Origin of the sequence: Arcobacter vandammei (genome assembly GCF_016106035.1) — a bacterium.
GTDB classification, from domain to species: Bacteria; Campylobacterota; Campylobacteria; order Campylobacterales; family Arcobacteraceae; genus Aliarcobacter; species Aliarcobacter vandammei.
In genome coordinates this window covers 1-18,613 of record NZ_JADKPZ010000012.1, presented here as the reverse complement: position 1 = coordinate 18,613, position 18,613 = coordinate 1, and the positions used below count along the sequence as shown (strand labels likewise).

At 26.6% G+C, this 18,613-nt stretch carries 21 protein-coding genes; 10 read left to right on the top strand and 11 right to left on the bottom strand.

Annotated features, from left to right (window positions below):
* Positions 1-4 precede the first annotated feature (4 nt).
* From IQC44_RS07735 to bamA, 5 genes are read right to left on the bottom strand one after another with little or no spacing between them, the layout of a single operon-like run.
* Positions 5-277, bottom strand: a complete 273-nt coding sequence (locus IQC44_RS07735) for a YggT family protein (protein ID WP_198305769.1) — start codon at positions 275-277, stop codon at positions 5-7.
* Entirely contained in the window at positions 274-1,575 is a 1,302-nt protein-coding gene (gene gltX, locus IQC44_RS07730; protein WP_198305768.1) for a glutamate--tRNA ligase, read from the bottom strand. The genes IQC44_RS07735 and gltX overlap by 4 nt, the downstream gene beginning before the upstream one ends.
* 4 nt (positions 1,576-1,579) lie before the next feature.
* Positions 1,580-2,818, bottom strand: a complete 1,239-nt coding sequence (locus IQC44_RS07725) for a M16 family metallopeptidase (RefSeq protein ID WP_228286296.1) — start codon at positions 2,816-2,818, stop codon at positions 1,580-1,582.
* Positions 2,819-2,875: 57 nt separating this feature from the next.
* The gene (locus tag IQC44_RS07720; protein WP_198305766.1) at positions 2,876-3,949 is read right to left on the bottom strand and encodes a dehypoxanthine futalosine cyclase; all 1,074 of its coding nucleotides are present in this window, start codon (positions 3,947-3,949) and stop codon (positions 2,876-2,878) included.
* Positions 3,949-6,225 carry an outer membrane protein assembly factor BamA gene (bamA, locus tag IQC44_RS07715; protein WP_198305765.1) on the bottom strand — a complete coding sequence of 759 codons (2,277 nt, stop codon included), beginning with the start codon at positions 6,223-6,225 and terminating at the stop codon, positions 3,949-3,951. Before bamA ends, IQC44_RS07720 begins: the two co-directional genes overlap by 1 nt.
* Before the next feature lie 106 nt (positions 6,226-6,331).
* Here bamA and IQC44_RS07710 point away from each other — a divergent pair, with 106 nt between their 5' ends.
* The gene (locus tag IQC44_RS07710) at positions 6,332-7,162 is read left to right on the top strand and encodes a prephenate dehydrogenase (RefSeq protein WP_198305764.1); all 831 of its coding nucleotides are present in this window, start codon (positions 6,332-6,334) and stop codon (positions 7,160-7,162) included.
* 13 nt (positions 7,163-7,175) lie between these two features.
* Here the strand turns inward: IQC44_RS07710 and IQC44_RS07705 are convergent, their stop codons facing one another.
* The 3 genes from IQC44_RS07705 to IQC44_RS07695 are packed head-to-tail and all read right to left on the bottom strand — an operon-like array spanning position 7,176 to position 9,682.
* Positions 7,176-8,171 (bottom strand): GGDEF domain-containing protein, encoded by a 996-nt coding sequence (locus IQC44_RS07705; protein WP_198305763.1) that lies wholly within the window; start codon positions 8,169-8,171, stop codon positions 7,176-7,178.
* 7 nt (positions 8,172-8,178) lie between these two features.
* Positions 8,179-9,081, bottom strand: a complete 903-nt coding sequence (locus IQC44_RS07700) for a GGDEF domain-containing protein (RefSeq protein WP_198305762.1) — start codon at positions 9,079-9,081, stop codon at positions 8,179-8,181.
* A 1-nt stretch (position 9,082) separates the two neighbouring features.
* Positions 9,083-9,682, bottom strand: a complete 600-nt coding sequence (locus IQC44_RS07695; RefSeq protein WP_198305761.1) for an MBL fold metallo-hydrolase — start codon at positions 9,680-9,682, stop codon at positions 9,083-9,085.
* Between the two features lie 54 nt (positions 9,683-9,736).
* Here IQC44_RS07695 and IQC44_RS07690 point away from each other — a divergent pair, with 54 nt between their 5' ends.
* From IQC44_RS07690 to IQC44_RS07680, 3 genes are all read left to right on the top strand, one after another.
* Positions 9,737-10,555, top strand: coding sequence for a ferritin-like domain-containing protein (locus IQC44_RS07690; RefSeq protein ID WP_198305760.1), 819 nt, complete (start codon positions 9,737-9,739; stop codon positions 10,553-10,555).
* Between the two features lie 70 nt (positions 10,556-10,625).
* The gene (locus tag IQC44_RS07685) at positions 10,626-10,829 is read left to right on the top strand and encodes a hypothetical protein (RefSeq protein WP_198305759.1); all 204 of its coding nucleotides are present in this window, start codon (positions 10,626-10,628) and stop codon (positions 10,827-10,829) included.
* A gap of 1 nt (position 10,830) precedes the next feature.
* The gene (locus IQC44_RS07680; protein ID WP_198305758.1) at positions 10,831-11,472 is read left to right on the top strand and encodes a hypothetical protein; all 642 of its coding nucleotides are present in this window, start codon (positions 10,831-10,833) and stop codon (positions 11,470-11,472) included.
* Here IQC44_RS07680 and IQC44_RS07675 read toward each other — a convergent pair whose 3' ends face one another.
* Positions 11,473-12,063: a hypothetical protein gene (locus IQC44_RS07675; RefSeq protein ID WP_198305757.1), complete on the bottom strand. Its 591-nt coding sequence runs from the start codon at positions 12,061-12,063 to the stop codon at positions 11,473-11,475. It lies immediately after the preceding gene.
* Positions 12,064-12,085: 22 nt separating this feature from the next.
* Positions 12,086-13,198: a molecular chaperone DnaJ gene (gene dnaJ / locus IQC44_RS07670; protein WP_198305756.1), complete on the bottom strand. Its 1,113-nt coding sequence runs from the start codon at positions 13,196-13,198 to the stop codon at positions 12,086-12,088.
* A gap of 116 nt (positions 13,199-13,314) precedes the next feature.
* Between dnaJ and recR the strand changes: the two genes are divergently transcribed.
* The 4 genes from recR to IQC44_RS07650 are packed head-to-tail and all read left to right on the top strand — an operon-like array spanning position 13,315 to position 16,490.
* Complete coding sequence (recR, locus tag IQC44_RS07665) at positions 13,315-13,887, top strand: recombination mediator RecR (RefSeq protein WP_198305755.1); 573 nt, start codon at positions 13,315-13,317, stop codon at positions 13,885-13,887.
* 6 nt (positions 13,888-13,893) lie between these two features.
* The gene (locus IQC44_RS07660) at positions 13,894-14,070 is read left to right on the top strand and encodes a uracil-DNA glycosylase (RefSeq protein WP_198305754.1); all 177 of its coding nucleotides are present in this window, start codon (positions 13,894-13,896) and stop codon (positions 14,068-14,070) included.
* A gap of 1 nt (position 14,071) precedes the next feature.
* Positions 14,072-15,562, top strand: a complete 1,491-nt coding sequence (locus tag IQC44_RS07655) for a PAS domain-containing sensor histidine kinase (RefSeq protein WP_198305753.1) — start codon at positions 14,072-14,074, stop codon at positions 15,560-15,562.
* A 1-nt stretch (position 15,563) separates the two neighbouring features.
* Positions 15,564-16,490: a dUTP diphosphatase gene (locus tag IQC44_RS07650; RefSeq protein WP_198305752.1), complete on the top strand. Its 927-nt coding sequence runs from the start codon at positions 15,564-15,566 to the stop codon at positions 16,488-16,490.
* Between the two features lie 19 nt (positions 16,491-16,509).
* Here IQC44_RS07650 and IQC44_RS07645 read toward each other — a convergent pair whose 3' ends face one another.
* Positions 16,510-17,010, bottom strand: coding sequence for a gamma carbonic anhydrase family protein (locus IQC44_RS07645; RefSeq protein ID WP_198305836.1), 501 nt, complete (start codon positions 17,008-17,010; stop codon positions 16,510-16,512).
* Between the two features lie 228 nt (positions 17,011-17,238).
* Here IQC44_RS07645 and IQC44_RS07640 point away from each other — a divergent pair, with 228 nt between their 5' ends.
* On the top strand, positions 17,239-18,018 hold the full coding sequence (locus IQC44_RS07640) for a M23 family metallopeptidase (protein WP_198305751.1): 780 nt from the start codon (positions 17,239-17,241) through the stop codon (positions 18,016-18,018).
* Between the two features lie 14 nt (positions 18,019-18,032).
* Positions 18,033-18,557 carry a hypothetical protein gene (locus IQC44_RS07635; protein WP_198305750.1) on the top strand — a complete coding sequence of 175 codons (525 nt, stop codon included), beginning with the start codon at positions 18,033-18,035 and terminating at the stop codon, positions 18,555-18,557.
* The last annotated feature ends 56 nt before the right edge of the window (positions 18,558-18,613 follow it).

Sequence of the window (18,613 nt, the reverse complement as noted above, 5' to 3'; positions counted from 1 at the left end):
CAACTTACATTAAAATTTTTTGCAAAAATGTCTCTAAGAAGATAAGTGCAAAAATCAAAATAAGTGGAGCTAAATCCATTCCACCAAAAGTTGTTGGAATTATTTTTCTTATTTTTGCATAAACAGGTTCTGTTAATCTGTAGAGCATTTGAACAATTGGATTATATGGATCTGGTCTAACCCAGCTTAAAAGTGCTGAAATTATAACAACCCATTTATAAAGAAAAATAATACTAAATAAGACAGTCAGAATTGAACTAAAAAGTGCATCTATCATCTTACAATCTCTCCTATATAATTTTTAATAAATGGATAAATGTCAGCTAAATTTGGTCCATTTTCAACACCTGTTAAGATATATCTAAGAGGTTTGAAAAGATTTTTTCCTTTTAATGATGTTTTTTCAACTACATAATTTTTTAAATCTTCATAGTTTTCAAAATACGGTGCATTTTTTAGAGTTTCTTTTATTTGTTGACACTCTTGCTCAAAGCCTTCTAAAGTAGTTTTTATGCTAAAAATATCATCTAGTTTTGCTTTTATCTCTTTTATTGTACTTGCTTCTTCTAGGTATAATTTTGCTAATTTTCCTATACTTTCATCTGCAAAACCTAAAATTTTAGATAATCTCATCAAATCAAGAAGTTCTATATGTTTTCTATTTATAAATCTTAGTTTATCAATATCAAATTTTGCTCCACTTTTTGAAATATTCTCTATTTTAAACCACTCTATAGCTTCTTCAAGAGTAAATATTTCTGTTGGAGTTTTATTTCCAATAAGTACAAGATAATTTACTATCGAACTAGGTAAGAATCCTTGTTCAATTAACCATTTTACACTACTTGCATCATCTCTTTTACTCATTTTTTTACCAGTTTGTGCATTTAAAATAATTGGAAGATGAACATATTTTATCTCTTTTGTGTAACCTAAACTCTCTCTTATATGGATTTGTTTAGGAGTATTTGAAACATGGTCTTCTCCTCTTATAACCATAGATATATCCATTAACATATCATCAACACTACAAGCATAGTTATAAGTTGGAGTTTTATCTTGTCTTAAAATTATAAAACTATCTACATCAAAAGGTGCATAATCAAAATCACCTTTTAAGACATCGGTAAACTTTATATTGTGTGAAGGTTTTTTAAGTCTTACAGTAAAAGGTGCATTTGTATTTAAAACAGCATCATCACTTAAAGTCTCACAAAAACCATCATATCTAAAAGGTATTCCTTTTTTTATACACTCTTCTTTTAACTCTTCAAGCTTACTATCACTACAAAAACAAGCAAAGGCTTTTTTTTCAGTCATTAGCTGAAGAGCTAATTTTTGATGATATTTTAAATTTTCACTTTGATAAAAAACACTTGTGTAATCTATAGAAAATAGAGCTAAAATTTCTAAAATCTCTTTATCTTTACCTTCAATATTTCTAGCTTTATCCGTATCTTCAATTCTTATAATTAAACCTTCATTTAGTTGTTTTGATACAATATAGTTAAAAATAGCAACTCTTAGGTTTCCTATGTGCATATCACCTGTTGGACTTGGTGCAAATCTTAGCATAAACTTATTTCCTTACAATAAAAAATGTTAAATTATTTAACTCTGTATGAGTTTTTATATAGTTGTTTAAATCTTCCAAACTTAGACTTTGGATTTTTTCTAGCTCAGTTTTTGGGTAATCTTGACTTAATCCTCTAAAATCTAGCATAAATGCTCTATTTAATCTTTGAGCTAAAGTTTCTGTTCTAAGTGGTTCGCTTCCACTTAAAAAGTTTTTAGCAGCATTTAGTTCATCTTGTGTTACACCGTTTTTTACAAACTCTTCAACTAAAGAACTTACTATTTGTTTAGCTTCATTTGCACTTTCATTTTTTGTTTGCAAATATCCACTAAAGCTTGAATACAATCTATTTATATTTATATTTGAGTAAGCACCGTATGCTAAACCTCTTTTAACTCTTATTTCTTCCATTAATCTTGAACCAAAACCACTTCCACCTAAAATAAATGAGGCAACTTTTGCTTTATAGTTATCTTCATCTTTTGTTGAGGCATTAAAATTTGAACCAAAATAGATATATGCTTGTTCGGTTGGTTTAATAAGCTCTTTTTCTTGTTTTTCTGATACAAACTCTATTTTAGAAGTTTCTTGTTTTTCCCCAGCTTTTAAAGCTTTTAATATAGGATTTATTGCAGTTTCAAGTTCTTGTAAAGAGATGTCTCCACCAGCAACAATTACTAAGTTGTTTAAAATTAAAGACTCTTTTAAAAATTTCTCTATATCTTTCAATGTAATTTTTGAAATTGTTTCAATAGTTCCGCTTGATGGATTTGCTAAAGGAGTTCCACTATAAAGTAGGGCATTTAAACCTTTACTAGCAACATCATCAAAGTCGTTTTCTTTTCTTTTTATGCTTCCAATACTCAAAGTTTTTATTTTTTCTAGTGAATTTTTTGATAGATTTGGAGATTTTAGAAGTTCATCTAAAAATTCAAATGCTAAATTTGATTTCTCTTTTAAACTTGAAAGCTCAATAGTAAGAGTTTCAAAGCCAATTGCACTATGAATAGTTATAGCATTATCATCTAATTTTTCAGCAAATTTTGTAGCTCCTAGCTCTTTTGTACCTTCATTTAAAATTTTTGAAGACAGACTTGCTAATCCTAAGTTCTCTTTATCTTTTATATATCCAGAATTTTTAAAAATTAGTTGTAGATTTAAAATAGGAAGAGTTTTTTGCTCTTCAAAAATCACTGGAATATCAACATTATTAATATTTATATGCTTTATTGTTGCACTCATTAAACTTCCTTGTAATATTAAAAGAATATATAAAATATATCTAATTTTCATTTTTTGTTAAAATCTTTCTATTATATTGTAAGCTGTATCTCTTTTTGCAGGAAATTCACCTATATCTTTGATTAATCTTATCATCTCATCTTGATTCATTCTATTTACAGCTCCTGCAGCCTTTACAACATTCTCTTCCATCATTGTACTTCCTAAATCATTTGCACCAAATTTTAGAGCCATTTGTCCAATATATGAACCTTGAGTAACCCAAGAGCTTTGAAGATTTACAAAATTATCTAAATACAATCTTGCAACTGCAAGAAGTTTTAAATATCTATTTGAAGATTGAGGTTTTATTTCAGGATGCTCTTCTAAAAGTTTTGTATTTTCTCCTTGAAAACTCCACATAATAAAAGCTCTAAATCCACCTGTCTCATCTTGAAGTTTTCGTAAATGTTCCCAATGTTCAATAATTTCTTCATCTGTTTCAACTGTTCCAAACATCATGGTAGCAGTTGTTTTCATACCTATATTATGTGCTGTTCTATGAACTTCTAACCACTCTTGTGTGTCCATCTTTTTTGGAGCAATAATATCTCTTACTCTATCACTTAAAATCTCAGCTCCAGCTCCTGGAACAGAGCTTAAACCTTTTGCTTGAAGTCTTTTTAAAACTTCAAGTTTTGATATTTTTGAAACTTTTGCTATAAATGCTATCTCTATTGATGAAAAGCCATGAATTGTGATTTGCGGATACTTTGTATGAATATGATTTACTAAATCTTCATAATAGTCTATTTTTAAGTTTGGATGAACTCCACCTTGAAAAAGAATTTGTGTTCCACCAATAGCAAGAAGTTCATCAATTTTTTTATCAATTTCATCAAACTTCAATACATAAGAGTCTTCATCTTTTTTATGTCTATAAAAGGCACAAAATTTACAATCAACCCAACAAACATTTGTATAGTTAATATTTCTATCAACTATAAAAGTTGTCAGTTTTTCTGGATGAAATTCAAGCTTTTTTGCACTTGCTAATTGACTTAATTCTAATAAAGAAGCATTTTTTATTAAATATAGAGCATCTTCATTGCTTAATCTTTTTTTTAAATCAAGTTCAATTTTTTTTGTCATTAGAAACTAGCCCCAAACGAGAACTCAAAGCTAGATGTATCATCTCCTGGTTTTTTACCAATTGGTTTAGCAAAGATAAGTTGTAGTGGACCCATAGGTGAAACCCACTCTAAAAGTGCTCCTGTTCCTGATCTTTTCGTATCACTAAATGAATCTTGACCTATCATACCATAGTCATAGAAAACTCCCCATCTCATTTTTGCACTTGGAACTAAAGGAAAACTAATCTCAAATTGATTTGACCACATTTTTTTATATGGATCTGTTTTTTCTCCACTTTCGTTATTTGGGAAGGCATAAGATTTATATCCTCTTAAAGTTCTAGGACCTCCAAGATATAAAGAGTCTCCTTGATTTATTTGACCATTATCTATTAAAACTCTTGCTTGAGATTTAAGTCTAACTATCCAATCAAGGTCTGTTAAATCTTCTAAAGAGTAAAAATATCTAACACTAGCAGATGGTTTTATATATTTAGAATCTCCACCAACTCCAGCATATTCAGCAGAAATATTTGCTCTCCAACCTTCTCTTGGAAAGTAAAAATCATCTGTATTATCAAAATTTATATAAGGAGTAATTGAACTATTTACATAGTCTTGATCCTCAAATGGAAGTTTTCCATTTGGAAGTTTTCCAGTGTTTTTAATACTTTGTCTATCCACTTCATCTTGATAATCATAAGTCTCTTTTATAAAATCAAGGCTATATTTAGCACCAACATAAGTATCCCTTAAAACTTCTTTTCCAGCTCCAATAGAGAAACCAGTTGATTTTACATCAGAATAATATTTACTTCTTCTAATCTCATTTTTAGTTGAGTGAACTTCAACTTCTCCATTATAATCACTATCATTTATTGCAGGATTTTTAAGGCTTAATTCAAATCTACTAGATCTTTTTGATAAATCAGCACTTAATCCAAGAGCAAGTCCTGAACCAAAAATATTTGCATCACTAATAGAACCATTTACCATAAATTTATCGTAAGACCCATAACCACCACCAAGCATTAAACTTCCTGTTGGAGCTTCTGTTACTTTTACAATAATGTCCATTTTATCATCACTAATTCTTTTCTCTTCGATTTGTACATCTTCAAAGAATCTTGATCTTTTAAGTTTATTTGTAGAGTCCTTAAAATCACTCATATTATATAAATCACCTGGAGCTAAATAAACATCTCTTCTAATAACTCTATCAAGAGTTCTAGTGTTTCCAGATATTTTTACATCATTTATATATACTTTTTTACCAGGAACAACACTATATACAACATCAACTTTATGTTCAGCTTCATTTTTCTTTAAATCAAATTTAACATCAGCAAAAGCATAACCTTGATTTGCAACTTGAGTTTTTATATACTCTTGATCTTGTCTTAATTTTTTAATATTAAATGTTTTATCAACTTTTAGTTTTAATTCAGGAAGAATCTCTTCTGGATTTACTATTGATGCATCTAAAAATAACTTAATATCACTAGTTGTATATTTTTCTCCCTCTTTTACAAAGAAGTCTAATTTTGCTTGATTTGATGCAAAATCAATATCCAAAAATGGCTCTTTTACATCAGCATCCAAATAACCTTTTTCAAAATATAAATCATTTATTCTTCTAGCATCATATTTTAGTTGGTCTAGTTTTAATTCACCTGTATTTTGTCCAAACCACCAAGAAGCAAACTCTTTTTCTTTATTTGCAGTTACATCATCGAAATCACCTTGACTTAAGTTTTCTGCACCATGATATTGAGCTTTATTTATAATAATCTCATCACCTTTATTTACATAAAAAGTAACTTTTTTTGCATTTTCACCTAAAGTTTCAACTTCTGTTTCAACAACAGAGTTGATAAATCCTTCACTTTCAAGCATAGAAAGAAGCTTGTTCTCAGTCTCTTTTACTCTTTTTTCAGTGTACATTGAACCTTTTTTAAACTTAATAATATTTTTTATATTATCAATATCTTCACTTCTTGTTTTGTATCCTTTAATATCAACACTAGCAACAGAAGGATTTTCTTTGAAAGTAAATAGAAGATTTCCATCGTTATTTACAACTTCAACATCTTCAAAATAACCATATTTATAAAACTTTACAATGGCTTCATTTAGTTTGTTTTCATCTAAATTGTCTCCAACTCTCATATCTATAGTTTCTGCTAAAACTTGTGGAGATAGTTTATTTACATCTTTATATTCAATAGATTTTATTGTAGTTGCACTAAGCAGAGTAGCACAAGTCAATGATAAAAGTATTACTTTATTTTTCACAGGTGTCCTTAATTTGGATAATAAAGCAATAATATATCTAAAAATAGTTTATATAAATCTAAAGTAAGATATAATTTTGCCCAATTTATTTATAAAAGGTAAGATTTTGAATATAGGAATTATTGGTTTAGGGCTTATGGGAGGCTCATTGGCAAAAGCTGTAAAAAGATATGGAATTGCCCAAAAAGTTTATGGTTTTACAAATAGTGAGAAAAATAAAAAAGAGATAGAAGAGTTAAATTTAGTTGATGAAATAGTAGATTTAGAGACTTTAAAAAAAGTAAGTGATGTAATTATTTTATCAATTCCTGTTGATGCAATTATTGCAATGTTTCCAAATTTCTTAGATATAGATGAGAAAACAACTATTATTGATATGGGTTCAACAAAAGAGTATATAGTAAAAAATATACCAGAAAAAATAAGAAAAAACTTTGTTGCAGCACACCCAATGACAGGAACAGAAAAATCTGGACCAAAAGCTGCAATTGACAATCTTTATGAAGGTAAAACAGTTGTTTTATGTGATTTAGAAGCAAATGGAAATCAACATGTAAATAAAGCTTTTAGAATTTTTCAAGAAATAGGGATGAGAATAGTGGTTATGGATAGCCATGAACACGATATAAATGCTTGTTATATTTCGCATTTACCACACCTTTTATCATTTTCTCTAGCAAATACTGTTATGAGTCATCAAAACCCAAAAGAGATTATAGCACTTGCTGCTGGTGGATTTAAAGATATGAGTAGAATTGCAAAATCAAGCCCAAGAATGTGGGGAGATATTTTTAAACAAAATAGAATTAATTTACTTGAATCTATTAAATCTTTTGAAGAGCAAATTAATGTTGCTAAGAAAATGATAGAAGATGAGAATTATGAAGAGTTAGAAAAGTGGATGAAAAAAGCAAATACTCTTCACGAAATTTTATAAAATCTTAGAGCTTTTAAAAAAGCTCTATTGATTCATCAAAAATCTCTACACCATCTGAAGCGGTTAAATCACTATATTTTAAAAATTGTGATCTTCCTTTATTTTTAGCTTCATAAAGTGCAATATCTGAATGTTTTATAGAATCATTTATGGTTTTTTGAGAACTTAAAATAAATTTATCCATTCCAATACAAATTGTTTTTTTCAAAATCTGTTTATGTTCATCATTTACAACTATATTTGTATCTGCAAAATCATCAATTATTTTTAGTGCTAGAGCCTCTATTTCTTCTTCATTTGAGTTGCTTAAAATTGAAACTAAAAATTCATCAGTTCCAAGTCTTCCTACTAAATCAAAGCTATCTATATTTGAGTGAATAACTCTTGCTAATTCAACTAAAACCTTATCTGCAATATCATAATCAAATTCATCAATAACAGCCTTAAATCTATCAATTCCTATCATTAAAAAATATATCTCTTCTTGTTTATTGTTTAATAATCGCAAGTGATTTGTAAGGTTTTGGATTAGATAAGTTCTATTATAAACATTTGTAACAGAGTCTAAAGAAGATGAATCTATAAAATTCTTTTTCAAAATTAAGCTTTGAATAATTGGTGAAATTTGAAAAAATGCAGCTTGAATAGTATCATAATTATCTTCTATCATTTTAAAATGTAATTTAGAATTTGCACAAAAAGATAGTGTTGCATTTAAGCTTATATGAGTATTTATAATAAAAAAATGAGATAATTCATCATCCATAAAAAACTCATTTCCTTTTGAAAGTATAGTAGATTTACTATTTTTATTTATGTCAAATAAGCTAAATTCAAGGTTTGTAATTTTAAACTCATCTCTTAACCAATTAAAAATATCTTCAGCTAATTGTTTAATATTTGTTGAATAAGATAGTTGTTCTTGCAGTACAAATATACTTTCCAAAGAGTGATAAGCATACTCATTTGTTGCAGAAGATTTTATTAGTTCCATCATATTATATTTCATATATATCCTAAAAAAGGTCTATTTTATTTGTCTCTTCATCATTAAATAAAAAAACTTTACCTCGCCCTCTATTTCTAGCTTCATAAAGTGCAATATCTGATTTTTTTATTATTTCATCTATTGTAGTTGCATTATCTGGGAAAATAGATATTCCACCACAAATAGTTTTCATAAGTATTTGTTTTGTATTTTCATCTACAACAACGGCTTCTTTACTAAAATTATTTATTAGCTTTTCAGCAATCATAACAGCATTTGTATCTGAAAGAATATTTAATAAAATAACTAAAAATTCATCGTTTGATATTTTTATTACAATATCAGATTCTCTTACACTATTTTTAAGTGTATTTGCTAAAGCTTTTAAAACTTTATCTCCTGTTTCATAATCGAATTCATCAACAACAGCCTTAAACTGGTCTATCCCGATTTTAATAAAAGCAACTTTTTTTTGCTCTCTATTTGAAAGACTTAATAAATTTGTAACATAATTATTTAAATAAGCTCTGTTATATGTGCCAGTTACAGGGTCTATTAAAGACATATTACTTATAGTTTTTTCTATATATTTGTTATATAAAGATTGAGAAAATACATGTAAAGACATCTTTATTTTGTCTAATTGCTCTATGATTTTTTCTTTTTTATCTTCATTGTTTGCTAAGAAAATAAATATAACTTTTGTATTAATATTTTGTGGAAATTCTAAAGAGAATTCAATATAATCTTTATCTAAGTCAAATAAAGAGAATATATTTTCTTTATCTTCTTGCTTTGAAATCTCAATTTTTAGTGCATCTATTTCGTGGTGAATTTTTAAATATTCATATATATTTAAGGCACTTTTATCTAAATCTGATAGCTTTAGCTTATCATTTTCATTCATTATTAATTCACAAGAGTAGCTCATTTTATGCCTTTATATGTTTTTCCCATTGAGCTATAGTTTCAAGCTCATTTTGAAGAGTTGTTTTTGAACCATGACCTGGATAAATATGGTGGTTAGCTTTCCATTTTAGTATTTTTTGAAGACTTTTTTTCATATCTTTTGCATTTGACATCGGAAAATCAAATCTTCCTATAGTTCCTTGAAATATAAAATCACCGCTAAACAAAATTTCACCTATTTGTATAACACTACATCCTGGTGTATGACCTGGAAAATGGTGGAATTTTATTTTAACACCAGCAATTTCTAACTCTTCATCTGGATTTACTAAAACATCTGCAAATGAATGTGGCATTCCAAGATTATAAGGATTTAAAGTAAGCATAAATTCATCATCTTTTGGAGTATAAAGTTTGATATTGTAAAGCTTTTTTACCTCTTGATTTGACCAAATATGGTCAAAATGACCGTGAGTATTTAAAACAGCAACAGGATTTGTAACATTTTGTTTAATCCAAGCAGTAGCCCCAACACCAGGGTCTATTATAAAATCTTTGTTATCAATAGTTACTATATAACAATTTGTACCATAGTCTCCCATAGGATGAAACTTTATATCCATTTTAAACCTTACTTTGCTAAAATTTACTTGATTATATCAAAAAAAGGTTAATTTATGGATTATTTTTCTAATTTGGAGGCTATTTTACTTGAGAACTCTCCAAAAAATAAATTTGAGATGTTTAATAAACTTTATAAAAATTTTTTAAACAATAATATAAGCTTTGACAATAATTACATAGCCCCAATTTTAATAAGTCCATCTTATAGTACTTTTTTAAATATTGTAAAACCAACGGCTTTGCCAGAAATTAAAAATTTTAAATCAATTGAGGGAAAAAAATATTTAGTTCATACTATTTTGCATATTGAATATAGTGCGATTGATTTAGCACTAGATGCTGCTTTAAGATACCAAAATATGCCACTTAAGTACTATCAAGATTGGCTAGAAGTTGCTAGTGATGAAATAAGACATTTCTTAATGCTAGAAGAGTTAATAAAGGAGCTAGGAGGCTTTTATGGAGAATTTGATGTGCATAAAAATCTTTTTGAAGCCATGCAACAAACTCCAGATTTTATAAGTCGTATGGCATGTGTTCCTAGATATTTAGAAGCAAATGGACTTGACCAAAACCCAAAAATAATGCAAAAGTTAAATTCAAATAGAGATAGTTTTAATACAAAATTTATTAAAGCTTTAGGTGTTATTTTAGAAGAAGAGGTTGAACATGTTAGAAAAGGAGATTTTTGGTTTAAAACAGAGTGTGATAGATTAGGGTTAAATTATGAAGAAACCTATTTTGAAGCTATTGAGAGAGTTTTTCCAGGAAGCACAAAAAGAAAGATGGATTTAAATTTTATGGCTAGAAAAGAGGCTGGTTTTTCTTGTGATGAGTTAAAGTTTTTATCAAAAAAAGAGGATTGTTTTTAGTTGATATAAATTAAGTTATAAGAAATATTAATTTGATAAAATAGGAATTATTTTAATCAAAGAGAGAAAAATGGAACTTTCTAATATAACTCAAATGGTGATTTTTTTAGTTTTTATTTTAGCTTTAATGGCATGTTCACTATCTCCTGCTATATATATTAGTGAAAAATTGGCTCTTAAATATACTTTTATACAAAAACATTCAACAAAAATTTCTATTTTATTTGCTATGTTTTTTTCTACTTTAGCAACTATTTTTATTTTTAGGTTTTAAAATGATAAATACAAATTTTGATATTTTAACTAGCTCTTTTGAGTCAAAACAAAATGAGATAAAAGTAAAAAATGATGCTTTTATAAATACAATAAATAGTATTAAGAATAGTACAAATTTATCTTTAACTTATGAAACTATAAAGAGTTTAACTCTTGAAGAGATTGAAAATAGCTATGAAAATGAAGATGATAAGGCATTAGCTAAGAATTTAAAACTAGCAACAATGTTTTCAAAAGATGAGATTTTAAGTAAAACACTTTTTAGTTCAGTTTCAAATATGTCTTCATCTCTTGGATATGACTATTTAAGTAGCAAATATAGTGATAAAAGTAATTTCTTTAAATCTCAATCAGATAAGAATTCTCTAGGTGATTTACTTTTTAAATCTATCTCTTATAATATAAATGGAAATAAAAATGAGATAACAAAAGATGATTTAGATGAAATTTTACTTGAAGTTAACTCTTTTAATTTCTTAAGTGCCTTATCTTCAAACTATAAAAAAGGCTCAGATAAATATAAAAATGATGAAAATAGATACTCCTTTTTATACAATAATTATGCCCAAGAGTATGATGATATTATGAAAAAATATAAGGATTTAGAGAGTTATCAAAAATCTATAATCAAACAATTTTGATTATAGATTTGTAGTAAATAATAGGTTTATTCTACCATCTTTTTCATATGTTGTAAGATTTGAACTTACTTTTTCAGCAGATAAAACACCTTGTAGAGTTTTTAATGTATGCCAAAATTTTTCATTAAAAGGAATATCTAGCTTTTTAATTCTTTTATTTCTAATTAAATCAGCAATTGTGTACATTGCAATATAGTAAAAAATTTTATTTTTTGCTCTATTTATTCTATAAAGCTTCATAGAATCAAGATTATTTAGATATATATTTCTCTCTATATCATTCATATGCTCACGATTTTCTATCTCATTGTGTTTAGATTTTAAATGTTTTTTGTACTCTTCAAGTTTTGAATTTATATCATCATCTAAATTTGGTTTTATTGATAAAAGAGCTTTGTATAGTTTATCTATATTTGTTTCATCAATTTTTACTGAGTAAGAGTGATTTTTATTTACATCATAATCACTATTTACAGCATCAAAAATCTCATAAGCATAAGGTAAATAGATATATTTATCATTTTTTCCTTGTTTAAAAGATACCCCGTGTTGGCTAATAACTGGTCTAAAACCTATATATTCAAAATTCATATTTTTCCCTTGTTTTTAAATTTTATGAAAACCATTTCTTAACTTTATCAAACATTCCCTCAAACTTTGTTTCATGAGGAGTGCTTTCTATTCCAAAACTATCTTCAAGTTTTAAAAGTAGCTCTTTTTGTTCATCTGTTAAAGTTTTTGGATATTCAATTTTTACTTGAATAATCAAATCACCTTTACCGTATCCTTGAGCCGATTTTACACCTTCATTTTTAAATGTAAATTGTTGTTTATCTTTTGTTCCTTTTGGAATTTCAAGCTCTAATTCACCTCTTAAACTAGGAACTTTTATTTTTGCTCCTAAAGCTACTTGAGTAAAGAAAATAGGGGCTTCAAAGTAAATATCATCATCATGTCTTACAAAATGGCTATCTTCTTTTACTCTTATTTGAAGATATAAATCACCTCTTTGACCGTTTGGAGCGATATTTCCTTTATTTGAAACTCTAATTCTCATTCCATCATTTATACCCTCTGGAATATCAACTTTGAAGCTATCTTTTTTCTCCTCGAAGCCTTGACCACTACAAGATTTACACTCTGATGCTTTTGATTTTCCACTTCCAGCACAAGTAGGACAAGTTTGTGCAAATGTCATAAATCCTTGTCTTGAGTGAACTTGACCAAGACCTGCACAAGTTTTACAATTTTCTAACTTTCCATCTTTTGCACCTGTACCACTACAAGGACTACAAGCTGTTTTGTATTTATAGTTTATCTCTTTTTTACAACCAAAAACTGCTTCATTAAACTCTAAAGTTACATCAACTGCTGTATCAAGATTGTAGTTATATGTTTTTCTCTCTTTTTTACTATGATTCCTTGAAAAACCGAACATCTCTTCAAAAATTGACCCTAAATCATCAAAGCCACCATATCCACCTCTAGCTCCACCATGTCCTTCTAAACCAGCTTTTCCATATCTATCATATAAAGCTCTTTTTTCATCATCACTTAAAACTTGATAAGCCTCATTTATTGCTTTAAATTTCTCTTCAGCTTCACTATCTCCTGGATTTTTATCAGGATGATACTGCATAGCTAGTTTTCTATAAGCTTTTTTTATAACTGTTTTATCAGCAGATTTTTCTACTTCTAATAATTCATAATAATCAATTTCAAGCAAAATTAACTCTCCAATAATATAAAATAATTTAATTTAAATTTTAAAATCTGTATTTTATCTAAAAAGATAATAATTCTAAATTAATTGATTAATTTTTATTTGGATATAATCCCAAAATGAACAGAGGATTAGAAAAATTTTATGAATTAGTAGAAGCTTTTGAATCTTTGCCAACCATTGGTAAAAAATCAGCTTTAAGACTAGCTTATCATATTGTAATGAATGATAATTATTGCGGAATAAAACTATCTCACAGTATAGAAAATGCCCTAAAAAATATTACAAAATGTAAAAGATGTGGCTCTATGAGTGAGCATGAAGTTTGTGATTTTTGCTTAGATGAAAATAGAGATAATGAAAAATTATGTATAGTTCAAAGTGCAAAAGATATTTTTGTAATAGAAGATTCTAAGACATTTGATGGAAGATATTTTGTAATTGATGAACTTGAACTTGACAAAATAAATTTATTAGAAAAGTTTATAATAAATAATAGTGTTAAAAGTGTACTATTTGCTATAACACCATCTATTGCAAATGAAGCTTTTATCCTATTTATAGAGAGTAAACTAAAAGATTACGATTTGCAGTTTACAAAAATAGCACAAGGTGTGCCAACTGGTGTTAGTTTAGAAAATGTAGATTTATTATCACTATCAAGAGCTATACAAAGTAAGGTAGAGATTTAATTTTTTATGGAAAAAAAGATTGTTTGTCAAAAGTGCATATACTATTTTGTAACTTGGGAAGCAGGTCGTGGACATGGTTGTAAAGCTTACGGTTTTAAATCAGCACAATTACCATCCGTTGTTGTAAAGAGAAGTAGTAAAGAGGATTGCAAGTTTTATACACCAAAAGTTTATGAGGAGTAGCATGGAAGATTTTTTAGAACAAATACAAAAAAATAAAATCTCAATAATTAGACTTTGGGTATCATCTTCTAGTGTTTTGGAGTTAATAGAAAAATACTCTTTGGATGAAAATCTACTTATAAAAAGATATGCTTTTGCCTTATTAGAATACTATATTTTAGTAGTAAAAAGTGATAATAAAAGTGAAAATAACTATGCAATAATCGATTTTATCAAATATTTAAAAAAACATAATATTAAGATAAATGAGTTTTTTTTACTGTTTTTAGCTTTTAAAGATGCTTTAATTGATTTTGCAAATAATGAGAAGATAAAATCATCGTTTTTAGAAAAAAGAGTAGATTTTTACTTTAAAACTATACTTTCAGAACTTCTTGAAATATACTCAAAATCAATAGAGCAAGTAGAGAGTGCATTAAATAAATCTATAGATATAGTAGATAGATATGTTTTGATGACTAGATGCGATATAGAGGGGAAAATAACTTCTATTTCAACAGCATTTTGTAAGCTTTTAGGATATGAATCTTTTGAATTAATAGGAAAAAATTTTGATATTTTAAACTATCCAAATGCTCAAGAAGAGAAGCTAGAAGAGATGAAATATACTTTGAAATCTGGAAAAATTTGGAGTGGAACTTTAAAAAGTATTAAAAAAGATGGCGATATTTTTTGGCTTAAAACTACTATTATTCCAACTTTTGATTCAAATTCAAATATTATTGGTTATGACTCTATAAATGAAGATATAAGCTCAAATATAGAACTTGAAAATAAGCAAAAAATCTTAATAGAGCAATCAAAATCAGCAGCCATGGGAGAGATGATTAGTATTATTGCACATCAATGGAGGCAACCTCTTCAAGCAATCTCTATTTTAAACCAAAAACTTCCAATGATGAAGATGTTAAAAGGTGAAATTAGTGATGAAAATTTGGAAGATGTAACAAATGGAATAAATTTACAGTTAGATTATATGTCAAAAACAATAGATGATTTTAGAGATTATTTCAAGCCAAATAAGAGAAAAGAGGAGACAAAAATTGAGAATATTTTAAATAAATCAATAGATTTTTTATCATATTTGCTAAAATTAAACTCTATAAAAATAAATATAAAAAATAGTTCAAATTCTAAAATAGAAGTCTTTTTAAATGAGATGGTTCAAGTTTTCATAAATTTAATTAAAAACTCTTGTGATATTATGGTTGAAAAAAATATAGAAAAAAGAGAGATTTTTATAAACTGTTTTGAAAAAGATGGAAAACTTTTTGTAGAGTTTGAAGATAATGGTGGAGGAATAAGTAGCAAAATCATAGCAAAGATTTTTGACCCATATTTTTCTACAAAAAACAATAAAAATGGTACAGGATTAGGTTTGTATATGAGTAAAACGATAATAGAACAACATAGTTTTGGAAAAATATATGTGCAAAATAGTGAAATTGGAGCAAAATTCACTATAGAATTACCACTAAAAATAGGAGAATAAATTGATTTATAAAGATTTTAAAGAAAGCATTAAGAGTTTAGGATTTACAAGTGTTGAGGATTTTGTAAAATATTCTGGAGTTAGTTCTGATGATATTTTATCGTGGGAAGAAAAAAATGAAGTTCCTTATACAATATCTTTGTTACTGCATATTTTAAAAGGTGAAAAAGATATTTTACCTACAAATTGGGCTTTACATAATATTGTTGAGGAGTGCTTACCTTTGGCAACACTTTTAGAAGAAGCTTCATCTTTTCCTCATAAGTTAGAGGAGATGTTTTTATTACAAAAAAAGCTAAATGATTCAACAAATGGTAAAAATTGGGAGCTAGGTTTAAATAAATTTGGCAAAGAGATAAACTGGTTAAGATGTATACATATGGAAGTTTCTGAACTTATAGAATCAACTCCTTGGAAACATTGGAAAAATATAAATTCTGAACCTGATATGAATAATATTCATGTTGAATTAGTGGATATTTGGCATTTTTTAATGAGTTATATTTTACAAGAGACAAATGTTCCAAAAGCAGTATCTTTGGTAAATACTCATTGTATTTATGAAGCATCTTCTGATGTAGATGTAAAAGCTATGGTAAGAGAAGCTGAAAAACTTTCATATATTGCTTTGGCTATTGATACGGGAAATATGCCATCATTTAGTGGAGTTGAAAGATTTATTGAGCAATTTTTTAGATGTTGTAAAATCTCTGGATTATCTTTTAATTGGCTTCAAAAACTTTATATTGGTAAAAACTGTTTAAATCAGTTTAGACAAGATAATGGCTATAAAGAAGGAACTTATATAAAAGTTTGGAATGGAAATGAAGATAATGTTGTAATGGTATCATTGTTAGAAAAGATTGAAAATGTAAGTTTTGAAGAGTTGTATGATAGTTTAAAACAAGAGTATTCTAAATGTAAATAATAGGTTTTTAGCCTATTATTTATCTATAATTATTTTTATAATCTACATAATGTTGTGCATGAGCTATGAATTTTTCTTCATCTTCTTGTGTTAGCTCTTTTATAACTTTAGCAGGGCTTCCCATAATTAAGCTTCTTGGAGGAAAGATTTTTCCTGAAGTAACCAAAGAGTTTGCTCCAACTATACTTCCTTGACCAATAACAGCATTATCTAAAATAGTTGCACTCATTCCTATTAGGCAATTATCCTCTATTTTACAGCCATGAAGCATTACTTTATGCCCAATTGTTACATTATCTCCAATAATAGTTTTTGTGTTTGTATCTGTGTGAATACATGATAAATCTTGAATATTTGTATTTTTTCCTATTCTTACTTCATTTACATCTGAACGAATAACACAACCAAACCAAACTGAACTATTTTCTCCAATTTGTATATTTCCTATTAAATCAGCACTTGGAGCTATCCAAGCTGATGGCTCTATTTGTGGGTAAAATTCTTTAAATTTTAAAATCATAATATTTGTGAACTCCATACTAAAATAAGCACTTATTTTATAGTAAAAAAATAGCAATAAAATGGCAAAGTTGTTTTTTAGTTAAATTATATTCTAAAATATAATTTTCTTTATTTTCTAATTATAGTTATAAGTAAAAATAAAATAAAAACATATTTCTTATTTAAATTACTATTAATGCTTTTTAAGCAATAATATAATTTATTATATTTAAAAAAAGAGAGATATTTGTTTATTTTTGAACTAAATTCAACTGAAAGAAAAATTTTATTTATACTTTTAGCTATTTTTTCTATTTTAATTATTTATATTTTCTATCTAAATTTTCAAATATTTGATTTAAAATCAAATATAAAAAGTCAAGAAAATATCTATTCAATTCAAATAAATAATAGAATTGATGAAATAATGGGATTAACACAACAAATAAATGATTTACATAGGATTATGAATGTAGGTTTAACAATAAATTCTCAAGATAAAATTAAATCAAAATTACTCACTGAAGATAAAATTGTAGATAGTTTATTAACTTTTGTTCCCAATGGTTTTCCTATCAAGGATATTCAAGTAACATCAAATTACGGTTATAGAATACATCCTGTTACTTTAGTAGAAACTTTACATACAGGAGTAGACTTAAAGTCTAAAATTGGGAATGATGTATATTCAACTGCTAGTGGAATTGTAATTAAAGCTATAAATAATGATAACAATGGATATGGTAAATATATAGTAATCCAAAATGCTTTTGGATTTTCAACACTATTTGCACATTTAGATGATATTTTAGTAAGAGAAGGTGATTTTGTTTCAAAAAATAGTTTAATAGGATACTCTGGAAATACAGGAAGATCGACAGGACCTCACTTGCATTATGAAGTTAAATTTATGGATAAACATATAAATCCAATTGATTTTATATATTGGAATAAAAAAACTTTTAATTCGATTTTTTATACAAATAGCCATATAAAATGGTCTAATTTAATATCTACATTAAAATAAAAAAGGATAACTATATGTTCAACAATGATGAAAAGAGATATCAAAATTTACTAGAACAAATTCACCAATTAAATAGACAAAACTTTTTAACAGATAGCAATAAGATAGAAGACTTAAATACTAAATTATCAAATCTTGAAAAAAGTATGCAAAATTTATCAAATAAAAATAGTGAAAAACAAATTTTAATATTATATGGTATTACTGGTTTTAATTTATTTTTAAGTATTTTGTCTTTTATATTTATGCTTATGATACCTAGTGACAAATCTGTAAATATTGATAGAAAAACAGATATTATAAAAGATGATTCAATTTTAGAACTAAAAAAAGAAGATATTGTGATAAATGAGAATTTCGAAAATATAAAACCTATTATAAAAAAAGATACTTCTTATTATTGTGAAAAAGAAGATAAATTATATAAAATTCCATATACAGTAGAAATAAAAGGTAAATTGTATAAAGATAGATTTACATTTATTTTGAAAGATGGATTAGAAGAAAAAGATTGTTTTATAAAAAAAGAAAATTTATAAATTAAATATTTTATTATTTTTTAATAGCAAATTTATTTATTATATAATATAATTTT

Bases quoted from the DNA above. Each gene is read 5' to 3' on its own strand.
- IQC44_RS07690 (WP_198305760.1), top strand. From the start codon at position 9,737: ATGGATTATTTTTCTAATTTGGAGGCTATTTTACTTGAGAACTCTCCA.
- IQC44_RS07655 (WP_198305753.1), top strand. From the start codon at position 14,072: ATGGAAGATTTTTTAGAACAAATACAAAAAAATAAAATCTCAATAATT.
- IQC44_RS07635 (WP_198305750.1), top strand. From the start codon at position 18,033: ATGTTCAACAATGATGAAAAGAGATATCAAAATTTACTAGAACAAATT.
- IQC44_RS07735 (WP_198305769.1), bottom strand. From the start codon at position 277: ATGATAGATGCACTTTTTAGTTCAATTCTGACTGTCTTATTTAGTATT.
- IQC44_RS07695 (WP_198305761.1), bottom strand. From the start codon at position 9,682: ATGGATATAAAGTTTCATCCTATGGGAGACTATGGTACAAATTGTTAT.
- recR (WP_198305755.1), top strand. From the start codon at position 13,315: ATGAACAGAGGATTAGAAAAATTTTATGAATTAGTAGAAGCTTTTGAA.
- IQC44_RS07660 (WP_198305754.1), top strand. From the start codon at position 13,894: ATGGAAAAAAAGATTGTTTGTCAAAAGTGCATATACTATTTTGTAACT.
- IQC44_RS07645 (WP_198305836.1), bottom strand. From the start codon at position 17,010: ATGATTTTAAAATTTAAAGAATTTTACCCACAAATAGAGCCATCAGCT.
- IQC44_RS07675 (WP_198305757.1), bottom strand. From the start codon at position 12,063: ATGAATTTTGAATATATAGGTTTTAGACCAGTTATTAGCCAACACGGG.
- IQC44_RS07685 (WP_198305759.1), top strand. From the start codon at position 10,626: ATGGAACTTTCTAATATAACTCAAATGGTGATTTTTTTAGTTTTTATT.
- IQC44_RS07705 (WP_198305763.1), bottom strand. From the start codon at position 8,171: ATGAAATATAATATGATGGAACTAATAAAATCTTCTGCAACAAATGAG.
- IQC44_RS07720 (WP_198305766.1), bottom strand. From the start codon at position 3,949: ATGACAAAAAAAATTGAACTTGATTTAAAAAAAAGATTAAGCAATGAA.
- IQC44_RS07725 (WP_228286296.1), bottom strand. From the start codon at position 2,818: ATGAGTGCAACAATAAAGCATATAAATATTAATAATGTTGATATTCCA.
- IQC44_RS07700 (WP_198305762.1), bottom strand. From the start codon at position 9,081: ATGAGCTACTCTTGTGAATTAATAATGAATGAAAATGATAAGCTAAAG.
- IQC44_RS07680 (WP_198305758.1), top strand. From the start codon at position 10,831: ATGATAAATACAAATTTTGATATTTTAACTAGCTCTTTTGAGTCAAAA.
- gltX (WP_198305768.1), bottom strand. From the start codon at position 1,575: ATGCTAAGATTTGCACCAAGTCCAACAGGTGATATGCACATAGGAAAC.